The organism is Alteromonas salexigens, assembly GCF_025628895.1.
Taxonomy (GTDB): Bacteria; Pseudomonadota; Gammaproteobacteria; order Enterobacterales; family Alteromonadaceae; genus Alteromonas; species Alteromonas salexigens.
Genome location: NZ_JAOTJC010000016.1, coordinates 1 through 16,587 on the forward strand (window position 1 = coordinate 1; position 16,587 = coordinate 16,587).

A 16,587-nucleotide genomic window follows, 5' to 3' on the forward strand; every position below is an offset into this window, starting at 1 on the left:
CATTTTGAGATCTCCATTGTCTCCAGTTTATTGGAAATCTCATCAATGTCATGGTGTTATTTTTGGGGGAGAGGTCAACGACGATGTCAGGCAGTGAAGTACGGCATTCCCGAACAGTCCATCACGTATGTTGAATTCGGGCTAAGCCAAAAATGGAGCCCTGAACAGATTTAAGGTGTAGGTAAAATGATTGGCCACCCAGTCAGCCATGAGTGGATTTACGGCTACGTACAGCGAGAGAGACTAAGTAGCGGTAAGCTAAGCTGCACAAGCAGCTGAGACATAGCCGTCGTAAGTACATAAAAGGTAGCGCGCGAAGCACGTAATAATTCCGAACCGAGTTGACATTGAGCGCCGTCAGGCCATAGCATCTCTTTCAATACAAAACTGGCCGTCAAAATAAATCATCCTAGCTCTTACGGCCTCTGCCACAAAAAATGCCAATCAGCTTAACTGACTGGCATTTAGCGTGTAAGAGCTTAAGACCCTACAATCCTGGAGTATTTACTCCTGTAAATTCATCCCATGACTTACAGAACTTGCGAGATTCAGTCCCCAAAAAGTTCACGAATAAACAAGCATCTACCCGTTTTTCAGAAACCGCATTAAGAAGATTCTCCAGAAAACATGTTGCAATAGCATCTTTGACCATGTCATCGCCTTCTCTCAAACAAGCTTCTACAAATAAAAACAATTCCTCTCGCTTATCACTAGGTATGCAGCCAAGATTATTGACTAAATAAGAAGCAAATTCTGCCAAATCATTTGATAGCCCTGCTTCATCATCACCCCAGAATTCAAGATGAGACTGCCATTCAGGCTCAAACTCAGGAACGATATTTAGAATACGGTCCATGATATTTTTTGCGAAATCATTTATTGTCCCAACGCATTGCGTAAATCTAAAATAATATTCTCTGCAGCGGCACGATCACCAGAACTTGCATTAGGGTTATCTTTGAGCCATTTTGATAGAGCTCTAATCGAATTAGGTCTATAAAGACCATCAATAAGGTTACCTAACCTAGGAGCACTAACACTCGGCTTTTACATATGTTGTTTGAGCCGAGTGCTATAAGCTCCATGTTATGAGCGGTTAGTTGCTACACTGTTAGTAAAGTTAATGTAGCTCTAATTCTGGATCTATATCATCTAAGCCGATTTCACTAAGTTCTATCTCGAAAGAGTTCGCTTGTTGTTGCATTAGCGACACTACCTCATAATAAGCCATGAGGTAGCCTAGATTATAATCGGTATCTTTAGCACCGGCGGATTTGTCTTTTTCAACTTTTGCGTCCAAAGCTTTTTCTTTAAGTATCACACCTAAATCGTAAACATAATTTTTGAATTTTTCGTTTGTCATATTATCAACCTTTACCATCTAGGATTCCCTGAAGAATGCTTTGCTGTTCGCGCTGTCGTTGTATATCAGAAGGCCATTTTTTTTCAATTAATGCTTTTTGTTGTCGCGGATCTAATGAATTCCAGTCACCCTTCCCGAGTTTTTTCATCATACCCGCAGGATCTTTAATAAGAGCTTCGTGGGTATCTATTTGTTTTTGTAATTTAGTAATACCTTTTCGAAGTTCTTCTGCGGTGCGAGACAAGTTATTTTTCAAGAAGCCAGAGTGCTTTCCACCAGATTTTGCTAAATCAAATGCACTGTTAGTAACATCTCCACTATCAGTTACTCCTCTGTTCTGAACCCTATCTTGATTTCTATCTCTTTGGGCAAGCTTTCTTGCTCTTAAGAGTTTAGAGCCACTTAAAAGTGTAGTGGCAGACTAAACCCGAACACCGTTTTAAGTGGTAGCATTACACTTAATTACGAGGTGTTCAATGAGAAGACAAAGACGGTCATTCAGTCCGGAATTTAAACATGATGCAGCCTGCCTGGTACTCGATCAGGGGTATAGTGCTTCCGAAGCCGGACGCGCAGTAGACGTTCACGAAAATACTTTGCGCAAGTGGGTTCGGCAGCTTGAGTCTGAACGTAGCGGTAGCACGCCGAAGTCCAAAGCGCTCTCCCAAGAGCAGCAGCGTATTCAGGAGTTGGAGGCTCGTGTGAACCGCCTGGAACGAGAAAAGACCATTCTAAAAAAGGCTACCGCACTCTTAATGTCCGACGACCTGAAGTCCACGCGCTGATAGACCGGTTAAGGGTGCATGAATCAACAGAATTGGTCTGTTCAGCTTTAGGTGTTGGTGTCAGTAGTTATTACGAACGGCGAAAGCGTCAGCGGCTGATTGGTGCTAAGCGGCGTATTCTTCGCGCCAGAGTGAAACGCCTGTTCGATAAGAGCCGTCAATCCGCTGGCACACGAACGCTTGTTGATATGCTTCGTGATGAGGGCATCATCATGGGCCGATTCAAAGTGGGTCGGCTAATGAAAGAGCAAGGCCTGATGAGCAAACAGCCAGGTAAGCACGCTTATAAAAACGTGCAGGTTGAGCGGCCAGATATCCCTAACTTACTGGACAGGCAGTTCGATGTCGCACTGCCCAATCAGGTTTGGTGCGGCGATATCACCTACATCTGGACAGGCTCGACATGGCATTATGCGGCCGTTGTGATTGACCTGCACAGGCGCAGGGTTATTGGCTGGAGTATGTCACATCGACCAGATGCGGAACTTGCTGCCAGAGCCTTGGATATGGCATATGAACTGAGGGGGAAGCCAAAAGGAGTGATGTTCCATAGCGACCAAGGCTCCCAGTACGGTGCTCGTAAGTTCAGACAAAGGCTGTGGCGATATAAGATGAGCCAAAGTATGAGTCGCCGAGGAAACTGTTGGGACAATAGCCCAATGGAACGAGTGTTTAGAAGCCTGAAATCTGAATGGATGCCATCAACCGGCTACCGTTCGCCTAATGAAGCAAAACGAGATGTGGGTTATTACCTGATGAATTACTACAACTGGGAAAGACCGCATCAATTCAATGATGGGCTACCACCCGCAAAGGCGGAAGAATTAGCTAAAATGGTGTCCGGGTTTTATTGACCACTACATAACACCATTCCATCCGCAATGAGTCATTACTCTTATTCGGTAGTTTTCGAAGTTTCTAAAACCATCCGCTCTTCTCGATAGCATTTCCATTTTGTTGTGGAAGCCCTCTGTAATACCGTTATTACGCGTAAAACGCCACATGGCAATAATGGGCTGTAGCCACTAGGTTAGTGCCTGAGCTAGGGCTTTCAGCGGGACTGTGATACAGCTGTTCTAGTAAATCCAAGAAGCCCGGTAACTTGTAGGCCATACTTCTTTCCGTCATTGCCTTGAGCTTTACGTATCAGACGAGTTTCTGCTTCGCCTCATATAGGGCGTGGAGAACAGGGTATTTAGCCAAGTACACATTCAGATTCGCGGTGTTGGCTTCTCTGAATCACCAACGATACCGCTGGACCAGGTTACGCAGACCGCGTTTCCCGCGACCTCACGGACGAGGCAACTGCCGTTTTTCAAAAAGTGGGGATTAATAGTCGCTATTTATAAATGCGGTCTGCCACGATAGTGCCGTAAGGGAATTAACCTTTCGTAATATTGCGGTAGATTCCAGGAGATTTCATGGTGGTTAGCCGAGCGTTCTTTCGTCCTCCTAAGCGTTGAAAATACTCCCATAGTGCGCTCCAAAGGTTTTTAGAAAGTATTCTGATGCGCGGTAGTGAGGCCTGATACCTACGAACGGGTGTCGGAATTAGCAGTTGCAGGCACACCAGTGGTACTTAGCAACGAGTAGCTTAAAGGTTATCTACTGAATCCGTTGGCTTGTGTGTTTCACCTTCCGGGGGCAGCTGCCTTTAATTCTCAGCTGTTTGAGTCACGGTACATACTCAGTGGCCTGGTACTGGGCCCAGCCCAGACTTCAGTGCTGTTACGACGATAAATTCGTCGATTTTTAGTTCAGTTATGCCTCAAATAGCACCTGCGTGGGACTTCGGGTTTCTCGATTAAATGAACTTGACAAAATAGATTGATAAAGAACGATCTTCCTCGTTAATGATGAATAGCCATCAAGCGTCTAAAATTTTTACACATTTTTATAATGTACGCCCGGATCAAAAACTTAATGCTTACAAAACATGCAGTTAATCCATGGCCTATAATTTGCATAATCATGATATCTCCAAACGAAAATACACTGAATAATGTAGTGGCGTTATTTACGGACAGTTTCGCATGGAGTGGTGATTCTAAATCTATAAAATAACCTAACAGCTTACTTATTAAAAAATTTTGTCAGAGGTCTATCATGTATAAAAAAATTTTAATGGCAGTCTTGTTATTGGCTTCAACCAGCGGTGCAAACGCTGCAGTAATTAATTTTAGCTTTACCCCCTCAGACGCAAACTTATTCAATATAAATTTGCCTACACCTACAAATACCCTGAGTGCTGCAACTTTCACCTTAAACGTAGCGGGAGACTTTAACTTCTCAAGCGAGCATTTAACATACAACGTGGAAGGTTTATTTAACGGTATAGTACTGGATAACAACACAGGCAATGATGCTTTTAATTTTGGTAATGGGGATGACCCCATTTCTAGTAATGCACCGAGCCCTATCGTAACAAGCTTTGCCATAATCCCACAAATAACTTGGTTGCAAATCATCTCTGATGGCATAATTAACCTTACGTTTACTACAACTAGATTTGTAGATTGCTGTAGCGGACCAGATGTAAATCATCTATCAGGATCTTTCCAAACTAGAAGTATTTTAGTTTCCAGCCCTTCAATATTTGCTATTTTTGTATTAGCCTTTTTAGGGGTAATATTTAGAAAAGTAACTAAGCAAAAAATCACTCACTAATTTAATATCGATGAAAAGCATCAAGGTCATGTAGTAATTTGGCCTTGCTGCTTAGCTAATTTTTATCACTGGGACTTACAAATGTCGAACCCAATATATTGAAGTCAACGGCGGGATATAGATTTACAAAACCGGTAGCAGGCAAAAAAACTCAATATTGAAAAGTACTAAAAAAGATAATAGTATTGCTGAGCTTACAGATTCTATCGAAAAACAATTTATAGCAAAGTGACATCGCAGTTGTTCACAAACCTTTCCTAAAGCCAACATAGCTCCGTATTTGTTCTATACTTAACCTCAGACCCTAAAGTTGTATCAGGTTCTAAATCGTTTATTCATGAAAGCGAGCAGGAGTTTGATATGTCACGACATTACTACATCAGCGATGACCTTGACGACCTGGAAAGTGTTGAAAATGAGCTGGAACAACAAGGCGTTACCCGAAACCAAATCCACGTGTTAAGTGAAAATGATGCTGAGGTCGAAAAGCATCATTTACATGCCATTACCCCGTTTTTGCGACAAGACATCGTTCACTCTTCGGAATTAGGTGCGCTTATCGGTGTGGCGATAGCCGCGCTACTACTGTTAACAGTGTACCTCTTTGAGCTGCATACTTCGGCGGTTGGCTGGTTACCCTTTATATTCGGCGCACTAGTTATTCTGGGCTTTTGTATCTGGGAAGGAGGCATGATTGGGCTACAAATTCCCAATCAGAAATTCAGGCGTTTTCAGAAGCTGTTAAAAAAAGGCGGCCATGTGTTCTTCGTTGATACAAAAAAAGACCAGGAAGCCAGTTTGGCCAGCGTCATCGCTAAGCACCCTAATTTACGAGAAATTACCTCAGAGAAGGCGGTGATAACTTAATCATTGTTTCAGTTAACACCAGCGGGTCGGCTTTCTTCAGTTTCTCTGTTCAACTGCGCTTTTCGATTTGGTTGCACATAGGCCGCGGGAATGCAGTAGAATACGCAAAAGCAAGAAATTGAGGAAAGCCGACGTGGCGTTACAGTGGTTTCCAGGGCATATGCATAAGGCCCTGAAAGAAATAAAAGAGTCTCTGAGTCAGGTAGATATACTGATTGAAGTATTAGACGCCCGCATCCCCTACTCCAGTGAGAATCCTGAAATTGCGAAGATCCGCGGCGATAAACCCTGTCTGAAAATTCTCAATAAATACGATTTGGCTGATCCGGAAATAACTCAGCAATGGCAGCATGAGCTGGAAAGCCAGCGAGGTGTTTTCACCGTTACCACCTCAAGCGACAAACCGGTTGAAAGCAAACAAATTTTAGCGCTTCTTCGCGAACATTGCCCCGAGAAAGCGGCCTCAGTGAAATCAGTCAACGCCATGATCACTGGCATTCCCAATGTGGGTAAATCGACGCTTATTAATATTCTAGCTGACCGCATTATTGCCAAAACCGGCAACGAGCCCGCTGTCACCAAAAGTCAGCAGCGCATTAACCTGAGCAACGGTATTGTGCTTTACGATACCCCGGGCGTGCTTTGGCCAAAACTGGAGAACCCCAACTCTATTTACCGGCTGGCGGCGTCCGGTGCGGTGAAAAATACCGCCATGGAATTTGATGATGTGGGCTTCTTTGCCGCAGACTATCTGATCAAGGAGTACCCTGAATTATTGAAAGCGCGCTTTAAATTGGACGAGATCCCGGACACCGAGCTGGAGTTCCTCGAAGCGGCAGCCAGACAGCGGGGCGCTATCATGCGCGGCGGCCGGGTTAATTTACATAAAATTTGCGAAGTGCTGCTAAGCGAATTGCAATCCGGAAAGCTGGGCAGGATCAGTCTTGAAACACCGGACATGGTGGCCCAGGAAAAAGTCGAGATGGCGGCTGCGGCTGAAAAGAAAGCGGCAGACAAAGCGAAACGTAAACAACGTTTTAAAGAAGGCTCGCTAACGCCAGAAAAGCGGGATCGTAAGGAAAAACGTACCGAGAAACGGGAAGCGCAAAGTAAACGAATGAAAAAAAGCCGCCGTTAATCTGTACGGAACCTGATAGTGTGCCGCCAGATTACTCGCGGCACGGTTCATAGGCTAGCCTTTAAAACCTTTGCCTACCAGATACACTTCACGGGAGCGGGAACGGGAGGCGTCAGGTTTACGCACTATCACTTTATTGAAAGAGCGGCGAACTTCTTTAACGTATTCCTCATACCCCACTCCCTGAAAAACCTTGGCGCAAAAGCTGCCGCCGGGTTTTAACACGTTGCGAGCCATATCCAGTGCCAGCTCTACCAGATAAATGGCGGCATACTGGTCGGTATTTTTAACGCCGCTTAAGTTAGGGGCCATGTCAGACACCACGGCGTCCGCCTGACTGCCGCTCAATGCTTCCAGGATCGCTTCATAAGGGGCTTCTTCGGTAAAGTCCCCCTGAATGAAGGTGACGCCGTTGATGGGATCCATTGGCAGAATGTCGGACGCAATCACCCTGCCGTTCTCTCCCACTGCCGGGGCCACTATCTGCGACCAGCCACCGGGCGCAGAGCCAAGATCCACCACTACACTGCCAGGGCGATACAGGTTATCTTTTTCATTAATTTCTATCAGCTTATAGCTGGCGCGGGAGCGGTAACCATCCATTTGCGCTTTTTTCACATAGGGATCGTTAACGTGTTCGTCCATCCACTTCTTACTGGTTTTTGATCGCGCCATGAAGTTAGCCTGCTCTGGTATCGCAAAAGGGGCGATTATTGTAAACTTGCCCGCGTAAATTGCAAAACTCTTACCCCTCAGCAGGCTCGCGAACATGAAACTAGATGATGTTAAAAAACTGCATCAGAAGAAATACCGTGCCGAATTTGGCCATTATCTGGTTGAAGGCGAACACCTCATCGTTGAGTTACAAAAAGCGCAGAAGCATTCAGCGCATGTGCCACACATAACGCTGTATGTTACCGAGGCACGCCAGGACTGGGCGCGGGAGTTTGCAGATGACTTTCTCATTAAGGTGGTCAGCGATAAACAGATGGCTCACCTAAGCGATACCAAAACCCCGCAGGGTGTGGTTGCGAGTGTGCCGCTCCCCGCGCCTCGCACAGCTCAGTCGGGAGAAACTAACGAACGTTGTGTGTTTTTGCACGAAGTGCAGGATCCGGGCAATCTGGGAACAATCATGCGTAATCTTGCCTGGTTTGGTGGGTTTCGTTTGCTGCTTAGCCCTAACAGCGTAGATCCGTTCAACTCAAAAGTGGTTCGCGCCAGTATGGGCGCTATTTTTCACCTGCCTATCGAGACGGAGTTTGCTATAGAAGACCTGCCGCAACGCTTTAGTAAATTCGCGTATCTGGATCTGCAGGGCGCGAATATCAACACCCCTGAATTTGCAGACTATGAATGCTACCTGTTTGGCAATGAAGCGCGGGGTGTACCGCTGGATAATGTGGCCGGCTTGAATGCAGAGGCATTTACCATTGCCGGCAGCGGCGCTATCGACTCACTGAATCTGGCAAATTCCGTGGCTATTTGTGCCTACCAGTTGTCTGTGCAGTAAGACGCTGTTGCGCGCGAACGTGCAGGTAACGCTCCCCACACCACCACGGTAGCCGCCGACACAACGCAGGCGTGTGGGCTAGTCTCACCTGGTCAAAGAGCTCTACGCCGTCTTCTTAGAATGTTTAACCGCATCGTTCAATTGCTGCAGTTCCTGGTCGGTCAGGTTGCGCCATTGCCCCGGCTTCAGTTTACCCAGCTGAATATGCATTATGCGGGTACGCTTTAATTTGGTGACTTCGTACCCTAAGAAGCTGCACATGCGGCGGATTTGGCGGTTAAGTCCCTGGGTGAGAATAATACTGAACTGAAACCGCCCGCGGGCACTGACTTTACAGGGCTTAGTAACGGTGCCCAAAATAGGTACGCCCTTGGCCATTTTCGTAAGAAAGCGCTCACTGATGGGCTGGTCGACCGTGACGATATACTCTTTGTCATGGGCATTTTCAGCCCGCAGCACCTTGTTCACGATATCGCCATCGCTGGTGAGTAATATCAGCCCTTCCGATGGCTTATCCAGTCTGCCGATAGGAAAAATACGCTTTTTATGGCCTATCGCATCAATGATATTGCCTTTTACATGCCGCTCGGTTGTACAGGTGATGCCTACCGGCTTGTGGTACACAATGTAGATACGATCTGACTTGTCTTTAGCCACGCCCCCAACCACTTTACCGTCGAGCTTCACGGTATCACCGGGCTGCACTTTGGTACCCAGTTCCGGCGGTTTACCGTTTATCGTAACGCGCTGTTGCTCAATAAATTTGTCGGCCTCACGGCGAGAGCACACACCGGTATCGCTCAGATATTTGTTTAATCGCTTAGGAGGTTCAGTAGTCATAGCAACCAGTCATTTTCACAGCGTTAAAAGGCCTGTATGTGGCATGAATTAATCTGCGCACAGTATATCGGAAATTCATTTTTCCAGACAGTGGTTCGGGCGTGCTATGCATACCGAGCTTTGCGGCTTACACCCGAGCGTTAATTTTCAGGCAATCCCACGTGCATCTGACCCCGGCCATAATCCATGGTCAGAATAAAATGCTTTAAGATATCGTAGCCAATCAGGCCAGACACCCGCTTTCCCTTGATCCGCGAACCGGTCTTGGAAAACTGATTTCTGATATTAAGGCGATTGCCTTCAGTGTTGAAGGACACCAATACGTTTTCCAGCGTGTAGGGGCCAAACACGACTTCTTTTACCCGGGTAGATTCAAGGTAGGAGGTGCGGGTTGCCCCCATCGCGCCCTCCACCGCATTTTGATCAGAGATAAGGTCCAGCGACTCGGCCAGCGTGCGCTCAATCAGTACGCCACCGCTGTTGCCGGTATCCAGAATTAGCCACACACTGCGACCATTGATGGTGACTTTTACCAACGGCATGCCGGAGCCACGTTGATCAACGATATCAATATTCTGAAACTCGCCCAGATCCATGGCTTCACGGTTAACAATACGAAGCCGCTGGGCCGGGTAATCAATCTGCATGATGTTGCCGTAAAACAACGGCGAGCCAAGCAATAACCCTTTACTGTGATGCCCCAGAGAAAGCTCTACGACCTGGTCGAAAGACGTTTCCGTTTCAAACAGTTTAATGGGAACACCGGCCAACTTGTCGGCACGCTTTTCACCGAAAGCGCCGTCAATTCTGATTTTACCAACACGATTGTAATCCAGCTCATGCTTGCCTATAAATGCAGCATTAATGGCATTTATTTGAGCGCCGCTATCGAGAATAGCCGAGGTAGGAATCCCGCTCACTTCCGCAGGGAGAACGACATGACCGCCGGATAAGGTAAAATCCAACCATTTGGTGGCACCTGCCATAACGGGTAGTGACGTTAACAAATACACAAATATTGCAGTTAACAATGACTTCATAACACTTCCTTGCTGTTTTTTTTAATTCCCAAGAAAAAGTTACCACAATCACATAGCGCTTTCACACTGTGTTGCTTTTCCTCAAATGTTTTTTCAGGATAAACGGAACGTCCTGGCCAGCCAGCAGCCCGCGTACATCTTTCTCTTTCGTTATTGATTCAGGCCTGTAAATGCACTAGCTTACCGGCCACTTTATACATGGGGAGTAACACGTGTCTCAATTGTTAGCCGTGACTGTATTATGGGCTTTTTCGTTTTCACTGATTGGTGAATATCTGGCTGGCAGTGTGGATAGCTACTTTGCGGTATTTACCCGTGTGTTGCTTGCAGCGTTGGTGTTTCTGCCGTTTTTAAAACTCTCCGAACTCACGCACAGACAAAAGCTCATGCTGGCAGGCCTGGGCGCCGTGCAGCTGGGCCTGATGTATATCTTCTTTTACCATTCGTTTTTATACCTGTCAGTGCCTGAAGTGTTGTTGTTTACCATCATCACACCGCTGTATGTGGCTATGCTCAACGACGCTTTATTTCGGCGCTTTACGCCGTTTCACTTACTGTGTGCCTGCATTGCCATGGCCGGGGCAGCGATAATCCGCTTTCAGGGTGTAAGCACCAATTTCTGGACTGGCTTTTTCATTGTTCAGGGCGCCAATATCTGTTTTGCGCTGGGTCAGGTGGGCTATCGAAAACTCACCTCGACATTTGAAACCCCGGTGCCCCATTACCGGGTATTTGGCTGGTTCTATTTAGGCGCGCTGGCTGTGGCGTTACCCGCTTTTTTACTGTTCGGCGATAGTAGTAAACTGCCCGGCACCACTATGCAGTGGAGTGTGTTGGTATGGCTGGGTGTCATCGCGTCGGGCGTGGGTTACTACGTATGGAACCAGGGTGCCCTGAAAGTTTCAGCCGGGACACTGGCAATCATGAATAATGCGCTGATCCCTGCCGGGCTGTTAGTAAACCTGTTGCTTTGGCAAAAGGACACGGATTTTGCCCGCCTGGCCCTGGGGGGCAGTATCATCGCCGGGGCATTGTGGTTATCACAGCATCGCAGCAACAAAAAGTCCGGACATTAAAGAGCGCCAAATAGTTGGGTAATAAACTACTTGGGGCATTTTATGTCCAAACATCATCGAGCTTTTATTCGCGAGGCAAATAGCCTTCTCGAGCCTTAGGCGGGCCGGTAACGACTGAGCATCGTGTAGTCTTTGCGCGGCCCGGTCACCCGCCAGTATGACTCCCAGACCGGCCACTGGTTAAAGACATAGTCCACCTTATAGTGATCATTGCCACAAAGGTGTTCGGCCTGCGGTGTGTCCTTCGAAAAACTATGAAAAAAGCGGCCGTCTTCAAAGTACACATCAATTTGCTGGCTCGTGCCCGGTTGCCAGCAGTAAGTGCGTTCTGCTGAAAGCTGTCGCCCATCAGGCGCCGTCACCTGCCCGCTTTCCTGATAATTTAACCACGAACCACACCAGCTAAAGGTAGCCTCTCCCTCAAACACGAATTCGTCGCCATTACTCTGAATAATTTTGCGTTGGAGCTGCCACTGTCCGGCGAACGCCTGAAGGTGACTGTCGGCCTCTTTGGTTAGTTCCGTACCAGCATTGGCCTGCTGGCTTTTGTGACTGGGTTTACTCAATGGTTTCACAATATAAGAATTAATTTTCCCAGACTATAAAAGCCTGACTGCGGTAACGCAATCCTAACCCCTCTCTGAATTACAACCGGCTGCGAACACAACTAACTCCACCTCACCTTGCCATTCAGCTCCGGCCTGACGACGTTACCATGTTCACACCACCTACCAGCCGCTTTTGTGAAAACGATTGCAATCGGCAGCAAGCCAATTCCGCATTTGCCACGTAACTACACCACATTCTTAAAAAACAGAGGTATTTAATGAAAACTGTCGGTTATGCCGCGCACGACACCGATGCGCATATGGTGCCCTACCACTTTGAGCGCCGTGCACTGCGTGATAACGATGTCGCCATCGAAATTCTTTATAGCGGCATTTGTCACTCAGACTTACACACGGTCAATGGCGACTGGGGCCCGCAGACCTATCCGTTAGTACCCGGCCACGAAATTGTCGGTAAGGTTATCGACGTCGGCCCGGATGTTAAAGACTACGAAGTTGGCCAGCATGTAGCCGTTGGCTGCATGGTAGACAGCTGTCAGGACTGTGACCAGTGTCATAATCATGAGGAACAATACTGCCGTAATGGCATGACGCCTACCTATGGCGCGCCCGACCGTATCGACGGCACCATCACTCAGGGCGGCTATTCCAAACACATTATTGTGCGTGAGCAGTTTGTCCTGCGTGTGCCAGACGCACTGGATTTAACCAAAACTGCGCCCATTTTATGTGCCGGCATCACCACCTACTCACCGCTACGTACCTGGGATGTGAAAGAAGGGAGTCGGGTTGGCGTGGTCGGACTCGGCGGCCTTGGTCACATGGCGGTTAAACTGGCAGTGGCCATGGGTGCTGAAGTCACGGTAATCAGTCGCTCAGATGCCAAAAGTGAGGAGGCAAAAGAGTTGGGCGCGACAGGCATTCTGGTCTCTACCGACGAAGACGCCATGAAAGACTCGGCAAATGCATTCGACATTATCTTAGACACGGTGCCCGTAAAACACGACGTGACCCAGTATGCGCCGCTGCTGGACGTGGACGGCTCACTGGTTATTGTTGGTCAGGTGGGTCCGTTGGAAGAACCCTCCACCATTCCACTGGTTACCGGTCGTCGGCGTATTGCCGGCTCGTTGATTGGCGGCATTCAGGAAACGCAGGAAGTGCTGGATTTTTGTGCCAAGCACAACATTCACCCAGAGTGTAAGATGATCCGCCCTGATGAAGTGAATACGGCCTATGAACACCTTACCAAAGGGGATATTGCCTATCGCTTCGTGATGGACATGTCGTCACTGGAAGTAGATGAATAAGCTTACCGTTTAACGTTACTACGATATAAAAGCCGGTGTGACCCATTGTCACGCCGGCTTTTTTCTTGCCGTTTCTCAACCCCTGATTAATTACTCCGCAAGACAAGCTGCCAGATGTGCTTTCCAGTATTCGGTGGGCTGACTGACGGCATTACTGCCAACGGACACTTCGCATACACATGAGGTCGCATCGCCAGCGCGCGGCAGAGGAAGTACCAGCACACCGGTTTGCTCAGCATAGCGAACTATCTTTTGCGCCAGGGTCTCTGGTGGCATACCAAAGTGCAGATGGAACATGGCCGCCTGCGGTGTTGCCGGCGCAAGGGAAACCGGCAGGGATGAGAGGGCTGTCGCCAGTTCCCGGGTATACGCCACATACTGTGCCATGCAGGGTAAGTACTTTGCCAGCCCCTCGCGGGCGGCAATGACCTCCACATACTGGGTAATTGGGTTTCCCCCTGCCCGTCTCGCCCACACTTTTGTTTGCGCTATCAATGACTCCGTGCCCAGCAATGCCGCCCCGAAGATTCCGCCTAAGTCTTTGTAGAAGCTCACATACACACTGTCGAACAAGGCCGCAATATCGGGTAAATCACGTTCATAATAGGGGGTAACTTGCCAGACACGGGCACCGTCCAGATGCATTTTCACCTCATGACGAGAACACCATGCGCGTATTGCCAGCAGTTCATTCCAGCTCGGTAACGCGCCGCCAATTTCCCGCATGGGTAGCTCCAGGATCACGGCAGCGGTATGTTGCGGGTTGAGTTTCTTCACATCTGCCACCCCGAATACCCTATTGAAAGTGCCACACGGTGCCGCTTTCAGCTGCCATAGCTCTTCAATGGCATTATGTTCGTGCAACAGCAAATGTGAGGTGGGGTGTAAACCAATACGATTGCGGCCAGAGGCGTCTGCGTAACATTTCATGGCGGCGCACTGTGCCAGTGTGCCGGTAGGCAGAAACACACAGGCCGACTTACCAAACAGGGTGGCTAACTCATCCTCAAAGGCACTCACCACCCCACCGCTGCCGTAACTGTCACGTCGCTCATCAGGCGATACCGCGTGACTTAACGCAGCCAGCTCCTCGCTCATGTCAGCCTGGGCGTGACGGTGCATTGTGGCGATGGCACTATCAGCCACGGCATTGAAGTGCCGGGTAAGATGAGGGGAAATGAGGGGCATGGACCTTCCACTTTAACGTTACAGATAGCGGCTGAGTATACCGCTTAGCCATTAATTTGTAAGGCAGGGGCAAACGTTAGTCGGCGTGCCTGTTGTCGGTAATGTCCACCAGCAAGCGTCCCAGCGAGCCAATTAACATAAAAAATGAACCAATAATAAACAGCCATACGCCCAGGGTTTTATATTCTTCGAATGTGGGAAGAAATAATATACTGCCCACGAAGAACGTAATATTGCCAAATAAGCCCAACGAGATGTGGATCCAGCCATATTCATTTACTATGAGTTTAAGCGCAGAATTCATAATAAAGTTCCTTGCCGTTTATTTTCAGTTGCCTGGGTAAGCTTAGTGGTGATTGTTTCGCATGGCGGTAATGTCAGGATAAAGCGCCCACAGAAGTGGGCGCGAAAGGCAGGAGTATTACAACAGGTTGCTGGCCAGTGCACCGGCTACTGCGGCTGACACACCGCTCACAAGTGCAGAGATAAACAACCACCAGGCAGCAGAGGCGGCAGTGCGACGCACCGCTTCTGACTCTGCCAGTGCGCGTTTATGCAGATCATCCATTCTGCGTTTCGCTTCTTCCTGAAAGGTATCCAGATTTTTCTTCAGATCCGCTTTGGCCTCGTTGAACTTCGCCATATAGGTGTCGATATCATCGTTACTCAACTGATTATTATTAGTCAGCAGAGCACGCACCGTCTGTTCGTCCATTCTGTCCAGACGTCTTGAAAGCACCTCCGGCGCAGTTTTCGGATTATCAAGAATTGTCATAAAGTCGGCTTTCAGATCCCGGTAGGACAGTTCTGGACGCTGCATTCTGTCGAACCAGCGCTGTACGGCATTCTCAGCTTCGGCACGTTTAACAGGTAAATTACTGGTACCAGTGCCCTGCTCATTTCCGGCATCACTCTGTGACCCGTTAGAAAGCTTGTCAGCCACTTTATCGAAAGCAGCCAGCACAGAGTCCGCTTTCTTCTCATCCATGTCTTTGTGCGACGAAATCACCGCTTTGATGGTGTTCCGATCCAGCCGGCGCAGGCGCTGCGACACCACATCTTTGGAACTGGACGGGTTGCTGAAAATCCGCTCCAGGTCGTTTTCCAGTTCTTCAGAAGACACTTCAGACTGACCCAGGTTGTCCAGGTAATCACTCACGGCCTGACGATATTGCTTACCTTGCTCTTCATCGCCCGGTGTAAGTTTATCCACAGCGGCAGTAGCACGCTCCTTGTGAGTGTTACCTTCGCGGGCTGCGGCTTTTATATCATCCAGCGTGTCGCTGACCTTCTGTTTGTCCTCTTTGCTCATGTTAGGCTGCTTGTTCGCCACTTCTACAATGAGCTTCTTGGTTTGATCAGAATCATCGGTTACAAACTTTTCATCCACTTCCAGTTCGTGCAGCAGGCTTTCCAGCTCCTTACGTAGCGACTTGGCAGAAAAGTCTGATGATGCCTGATTCAGGTATTCCTTAATCTTCTTGTCGATATCCGACAGGTCGAATTCTTCACGAATTTCCTGATGCAGCGTTTTAATGGTTTCTCTCGCGAAATCTTTAGGATCTGCCTGTTTGTCCGATGAAAACAGCGAAGACACTGCCCCGCCAGTAGACACCAGACCTGAGCGCAAAAACTCAAACAAACGGCCAGTAATACTGGTAGCCAGTTTGACATCAATATACAAACACACGATGAAAAACAGCGCCCACACTACCAAGCCGGTAATGGCGCCATTTAGGAACGTTGTGGCGTGTGCCAGATCCAGTGCCAGCCAGGTACCGGCAAACAGTGAAATAGACATGGTGAGGGTATTAAAAATGCCTAACCCTGACGTAACCTTCGTACCGGCTGCGCCGACTTTGGAACTACTGTTGTCTGACGAACTGCTACTAAATTCGGCGTCCCGCAGGTCGCCTGTTGCCGTTATCCCTAACGCTACCGCCAGATTACTGAGTAAAAACTGAATAGCCAGTGCTATCACCACCCCAGCCAGCACACTGATAAAAAAGTGGCCGGAGAGTGACACCACGGCAGTACTTTGTGTTTGTGCGACAGCCGCAGAGGGTGCGACGAGTGCGGCTAAACCTAGAGATGCACGAGTTTTGCTGAGCATACGATTCCTTCCTCACGTTAACTGTTTGTCACTTGTACCCGCCGGCCGGCGAAATGGATTTATTTTTCACCACTTATATGAAGGTGTTTTGCTCTTGGGTAAGCAAAGTGATCTAAAG

At 48.2% G+C, this 16,587-nt stretch carries 18 protein-coding genes and 1 pseudogene; 8 read left to right on the top strand and 11 right to left on the bottom strand.

Annotated features, from left to right (window positions below; translation table 11 throughout):
• Positions 1-75: 75 nt before the first annotated feature.
• Positions 76-367: pseudogene (locus OCL06_RS16240) on the top strand (transposase family protein); the annotation flags it as partial.
• Between the two features lie 120 nt (positions 368-487).
• Here the strand turns inward: OCL06_RS16240 and OCL06_RS15605 are convergent.
• The 3 genes from OCL06_RS15605 to OCL06_RS15615 form a co-directional block, all read right to left on the bottom strand.
• Positions 488-856, bottom strand: coding sequence for a DUF7674 family protein (locus tag OCL06_RS15605; RefSeq protein WP_262996260.1), 369 nt, complete (start codon positions 854-856; stop codon positions 488-490).
• Between the two features lie 264 nt (positions 857-1,120).
• Positions 1,121-1,363 carry a hypothetical protein gene (locus OCL06_RS15610; RefSeq protein WP_262996262.1) on the bottom strand — a complete coding sequence of 81 codons (243 nt, stop codon included), beginning with the start codon at positions 1,361-1,363 and terminating at the stop codon, positions 1,121-1,123.
• A gap of 4 nt (positions 1,364-1,367) precedes the next feature.
• On the bottom strand, positions 1,368-1,619 hold the full coding sequence (locus OCL06_RS15615) for a hypothetical protein (protein ID WP_262996264.1): 252 nt from the start codon (positions 1,617-1,619) through the stop codon (positions 1,368-1,370).
• A 220-nt stretch (positions 1,620-1,839) separates the two neighbouring features.
• On the opposite strand from OCL06_RS15615, the gene OCL06_RS15620 reads away from it, so the two are divergent.
• Positions 1,840-3,002, top strand: a protein-coding gene (locus OCL06_RS15620) for an IS3 family transposase (protein ID WP_262996266.1) whose coding sequence is annotated in 2 segments (ribosomal slippage) — positions 1,840-2,095 and positions 2,095-3,002 — 1,164 coding nt in all. Because the reading frame shifts where the segments join, the coding sequence is not laid out codon by codon here.
• A gap of 3 nt (positions 3,003-3,005) precedes the next feature.
• Here the strand turns inward: OCL06_RS15620 and OCL06_RS16230 are convergent.
• Positions 3,006-3,152 carry a transposase gene (locus OCL06_RS16230; protein WP_373318503.1) on the bottom strand — a complete coding sequence of 49 codons (147 nt, stop codon included), beginning with the start codon at positions 3,150-3,152 and terminating at the stop codon, positions 3,006-3,008.
• A gap of 1,102 nt (positions 3,153-4,254) precedes the next feature.
• On the opposite strand from OCL06_RS16230, the gene OCL06_RS15625 reads away from it, so the two are divergent.
• The 3 genes from OCL06_RS15625 (at position 4,255) to ylqF (ending at position 6,820) form a co-directional block, all read left to right on the top strand.
• Entirely contained in the window at positions 4,255-4,815 is a 561-nt protein-coding gene (locus tag OCL06_RS15625) for a hypothetical protein (RefSeq protein WP_262996268.1), read from the top strand.
• A 360-nt stretch (positions 4,816-5,175) separates the two neighbouring features.
• Complete coding sequence (locus OCL06_RS15630) at positions 5,176-5,682, top strand: NAD/FAD-utilizing enzyme (RefSeq protein WP_262996270.1); 507 nt, start codon at positions 5,176-5,178, stop codon at positions 5,680-5,682.
• Between the two features lie 133 nt (positions 5,683-5,815).
• Complete coding sequence (gene ylqF / locus OCL06_RS15635; RefSeq protein WP_262996272.1) at positions 5,816-6,820, top strand: ribosome biogenesis GTPase YlqF; 1,005 nt, start codon at positions 5,816-5,818, stop codon at positions 6,818-6,820.
• A 54-nt stretch (positions 6,821-6,874) separates the two neighbouring features.
• On the opposite strand, the gene rlmE is transcribed toward ylqF, so the two are convergent.
• Positions 6,875-7,495: a 23S rRNA (uridine(2552)-2'-O)-methyltransferase RlmE gene (gene rlmE, locus OCL06_RS15640; protein WP_262996274.1), complete on the bottom strand. Its 621-nt coding sequence runs from the start codon at positions 7,493-7,495 to the stop codon at positions 6,875-6,877.
• 94 nt (positions 7,496-7,589) lie between these two features.
• On the opposite strand from rlmE, the gene OCL06_RS15645 reads away from it, so the two are divergent.
• The gene (locus OCL06_RS15645) at positions 7,590-8,333 is read left to right on the top strand and encodes a TrmH family RNA methyltransferase (protein WP_262996276.1); all 744 of its coding nucleotides are present in this window, start codon (positions 7,590-7,592) and stop codon (positions 8,331-8,333) included.
• 102 nt (positions 8,334-8,435) lie between these two features.
• On the opposite strand, the gene rluF is transcribed toward OCL06_RS15645, so the two are convergent.
• The gene (gene rluF, locus OCL06_RS15650; protein ID WP_262996278.1) at positions 8,436-9,173 is read right to left on the bottom strand and encodes a 23S rRNA pseudouridine(2604) synthase RluF; all 738 of its coding nucleotides are present in this window, start codon (positions 9,171-9,173) and stop codon (positions 8,436-8,438) included.
• A gap of 140 nt (positions 9,174-9,313) precedes the next feature.
• On the bottom strand, positions 9,314-10,213 hold the full coding sequence (locus tag OCL06_RS15655; RefSeq protein ID WP_262996280.1) for a pepsin/retropepsin-like aspartic protease family protein: 900 nt from the start codon (positions 10,211-10,213) through the stop codon (positions 9,314-9,316).
• A gap of 212 nt (positions 10,214-10,425) precedes the next feature.
• Here OCL06_RS15655 and OCL06_RS15660 point away from each other — a divergent pair, with 212 nt between their 5' ends.
• Positions 10,426-11,289: a DMT family transporter gene (locus tag OCL06_RS15660; RefSeq protein WP_262996282.1), complete on the top strand. Its 864-nt coding sequence runs from the start codon at positions 10,426-10,428 to the stop codon at positions 11,287-11,289.
• Positions 11,290-11,384: 95 nt separating this feature from the next.
• Here OCL06_RS15660 and OCL06_RS15665 read toward each other — a convergent pair whose 3' ends face one another.
• Entirely contained in the window at positions 11,385-11,864 is a 480-nt protein-coding gene (locus OCL06_RS15665) for a DUF6314 family protein (RefSeq protein ID WP_373318504.1), read from the bottom strand.
• 251 nt (positions 11,865-12,115) lie between these two features.
• Between OCL06_RS15665 and OCL06_RS15670 the strand changes: the two genes are divergently transcribed.
• Complete coding sequence (locus OCL06_RS15670; protein ID WP_262996286.1) at positions 12,116-13,168, top strand: NAD(P)-dependent alcohol dehydrogenase; 1,053 nt, start codon at positions 12,116-12,118, stop codon at positions 13,166-13,168.
• A 90-nt stretch (positions 13,169-13,258) separates the two neighbouring features.
• Here the strand turns inward: OCL06_RS15670 and OCL06_RS15675 are convergent, their stop codons facing one another.
• The 3 genes from OCL06_RS15675 to OCL06_RS15685 form a co-directional block, all read right to left on the bottom strand.
• Positions 13,259-14,356 (bottom strand): threonine aldolase family protein, encoded by a 1,098-nt coding sequence (locus OCL06_RS15675; protein ID WP_262996288.1) that lies wholly within the window; start codon positions 14,354-14,356, stop codon positions 13,259-13,261.
• A gap of 76 nt (positions 14,357-14,432) precedes the next feature.
• The gene (locus tag OCL06_RS15680; protein WP_262996290.1) at positions 14,433-14,660 is read right to left on the bottom strand and encodes a YrhK family protein; all 228 of its coding nucleotides are present in this window, start codon (positions 14,658-14,660) and stop codon (positions 14,433-14,435) included.
• 117 nt (positions 14,661-14,777) lie between these two features.
• The gene (locus tag OCL06_RS15685) at positions 14,778-16,469 is read right to left on the bottom strand and encodes a YrzE family protein (protein ID WP_262996292.1); all 1,692 of its coding nucleotides are present in this window, start codon (positions 16,467-16,469) and stop codon (positions 14,778-14,780) included.
• Positions 16,470-16,587 lie beyond the last annotated feature (118 nt).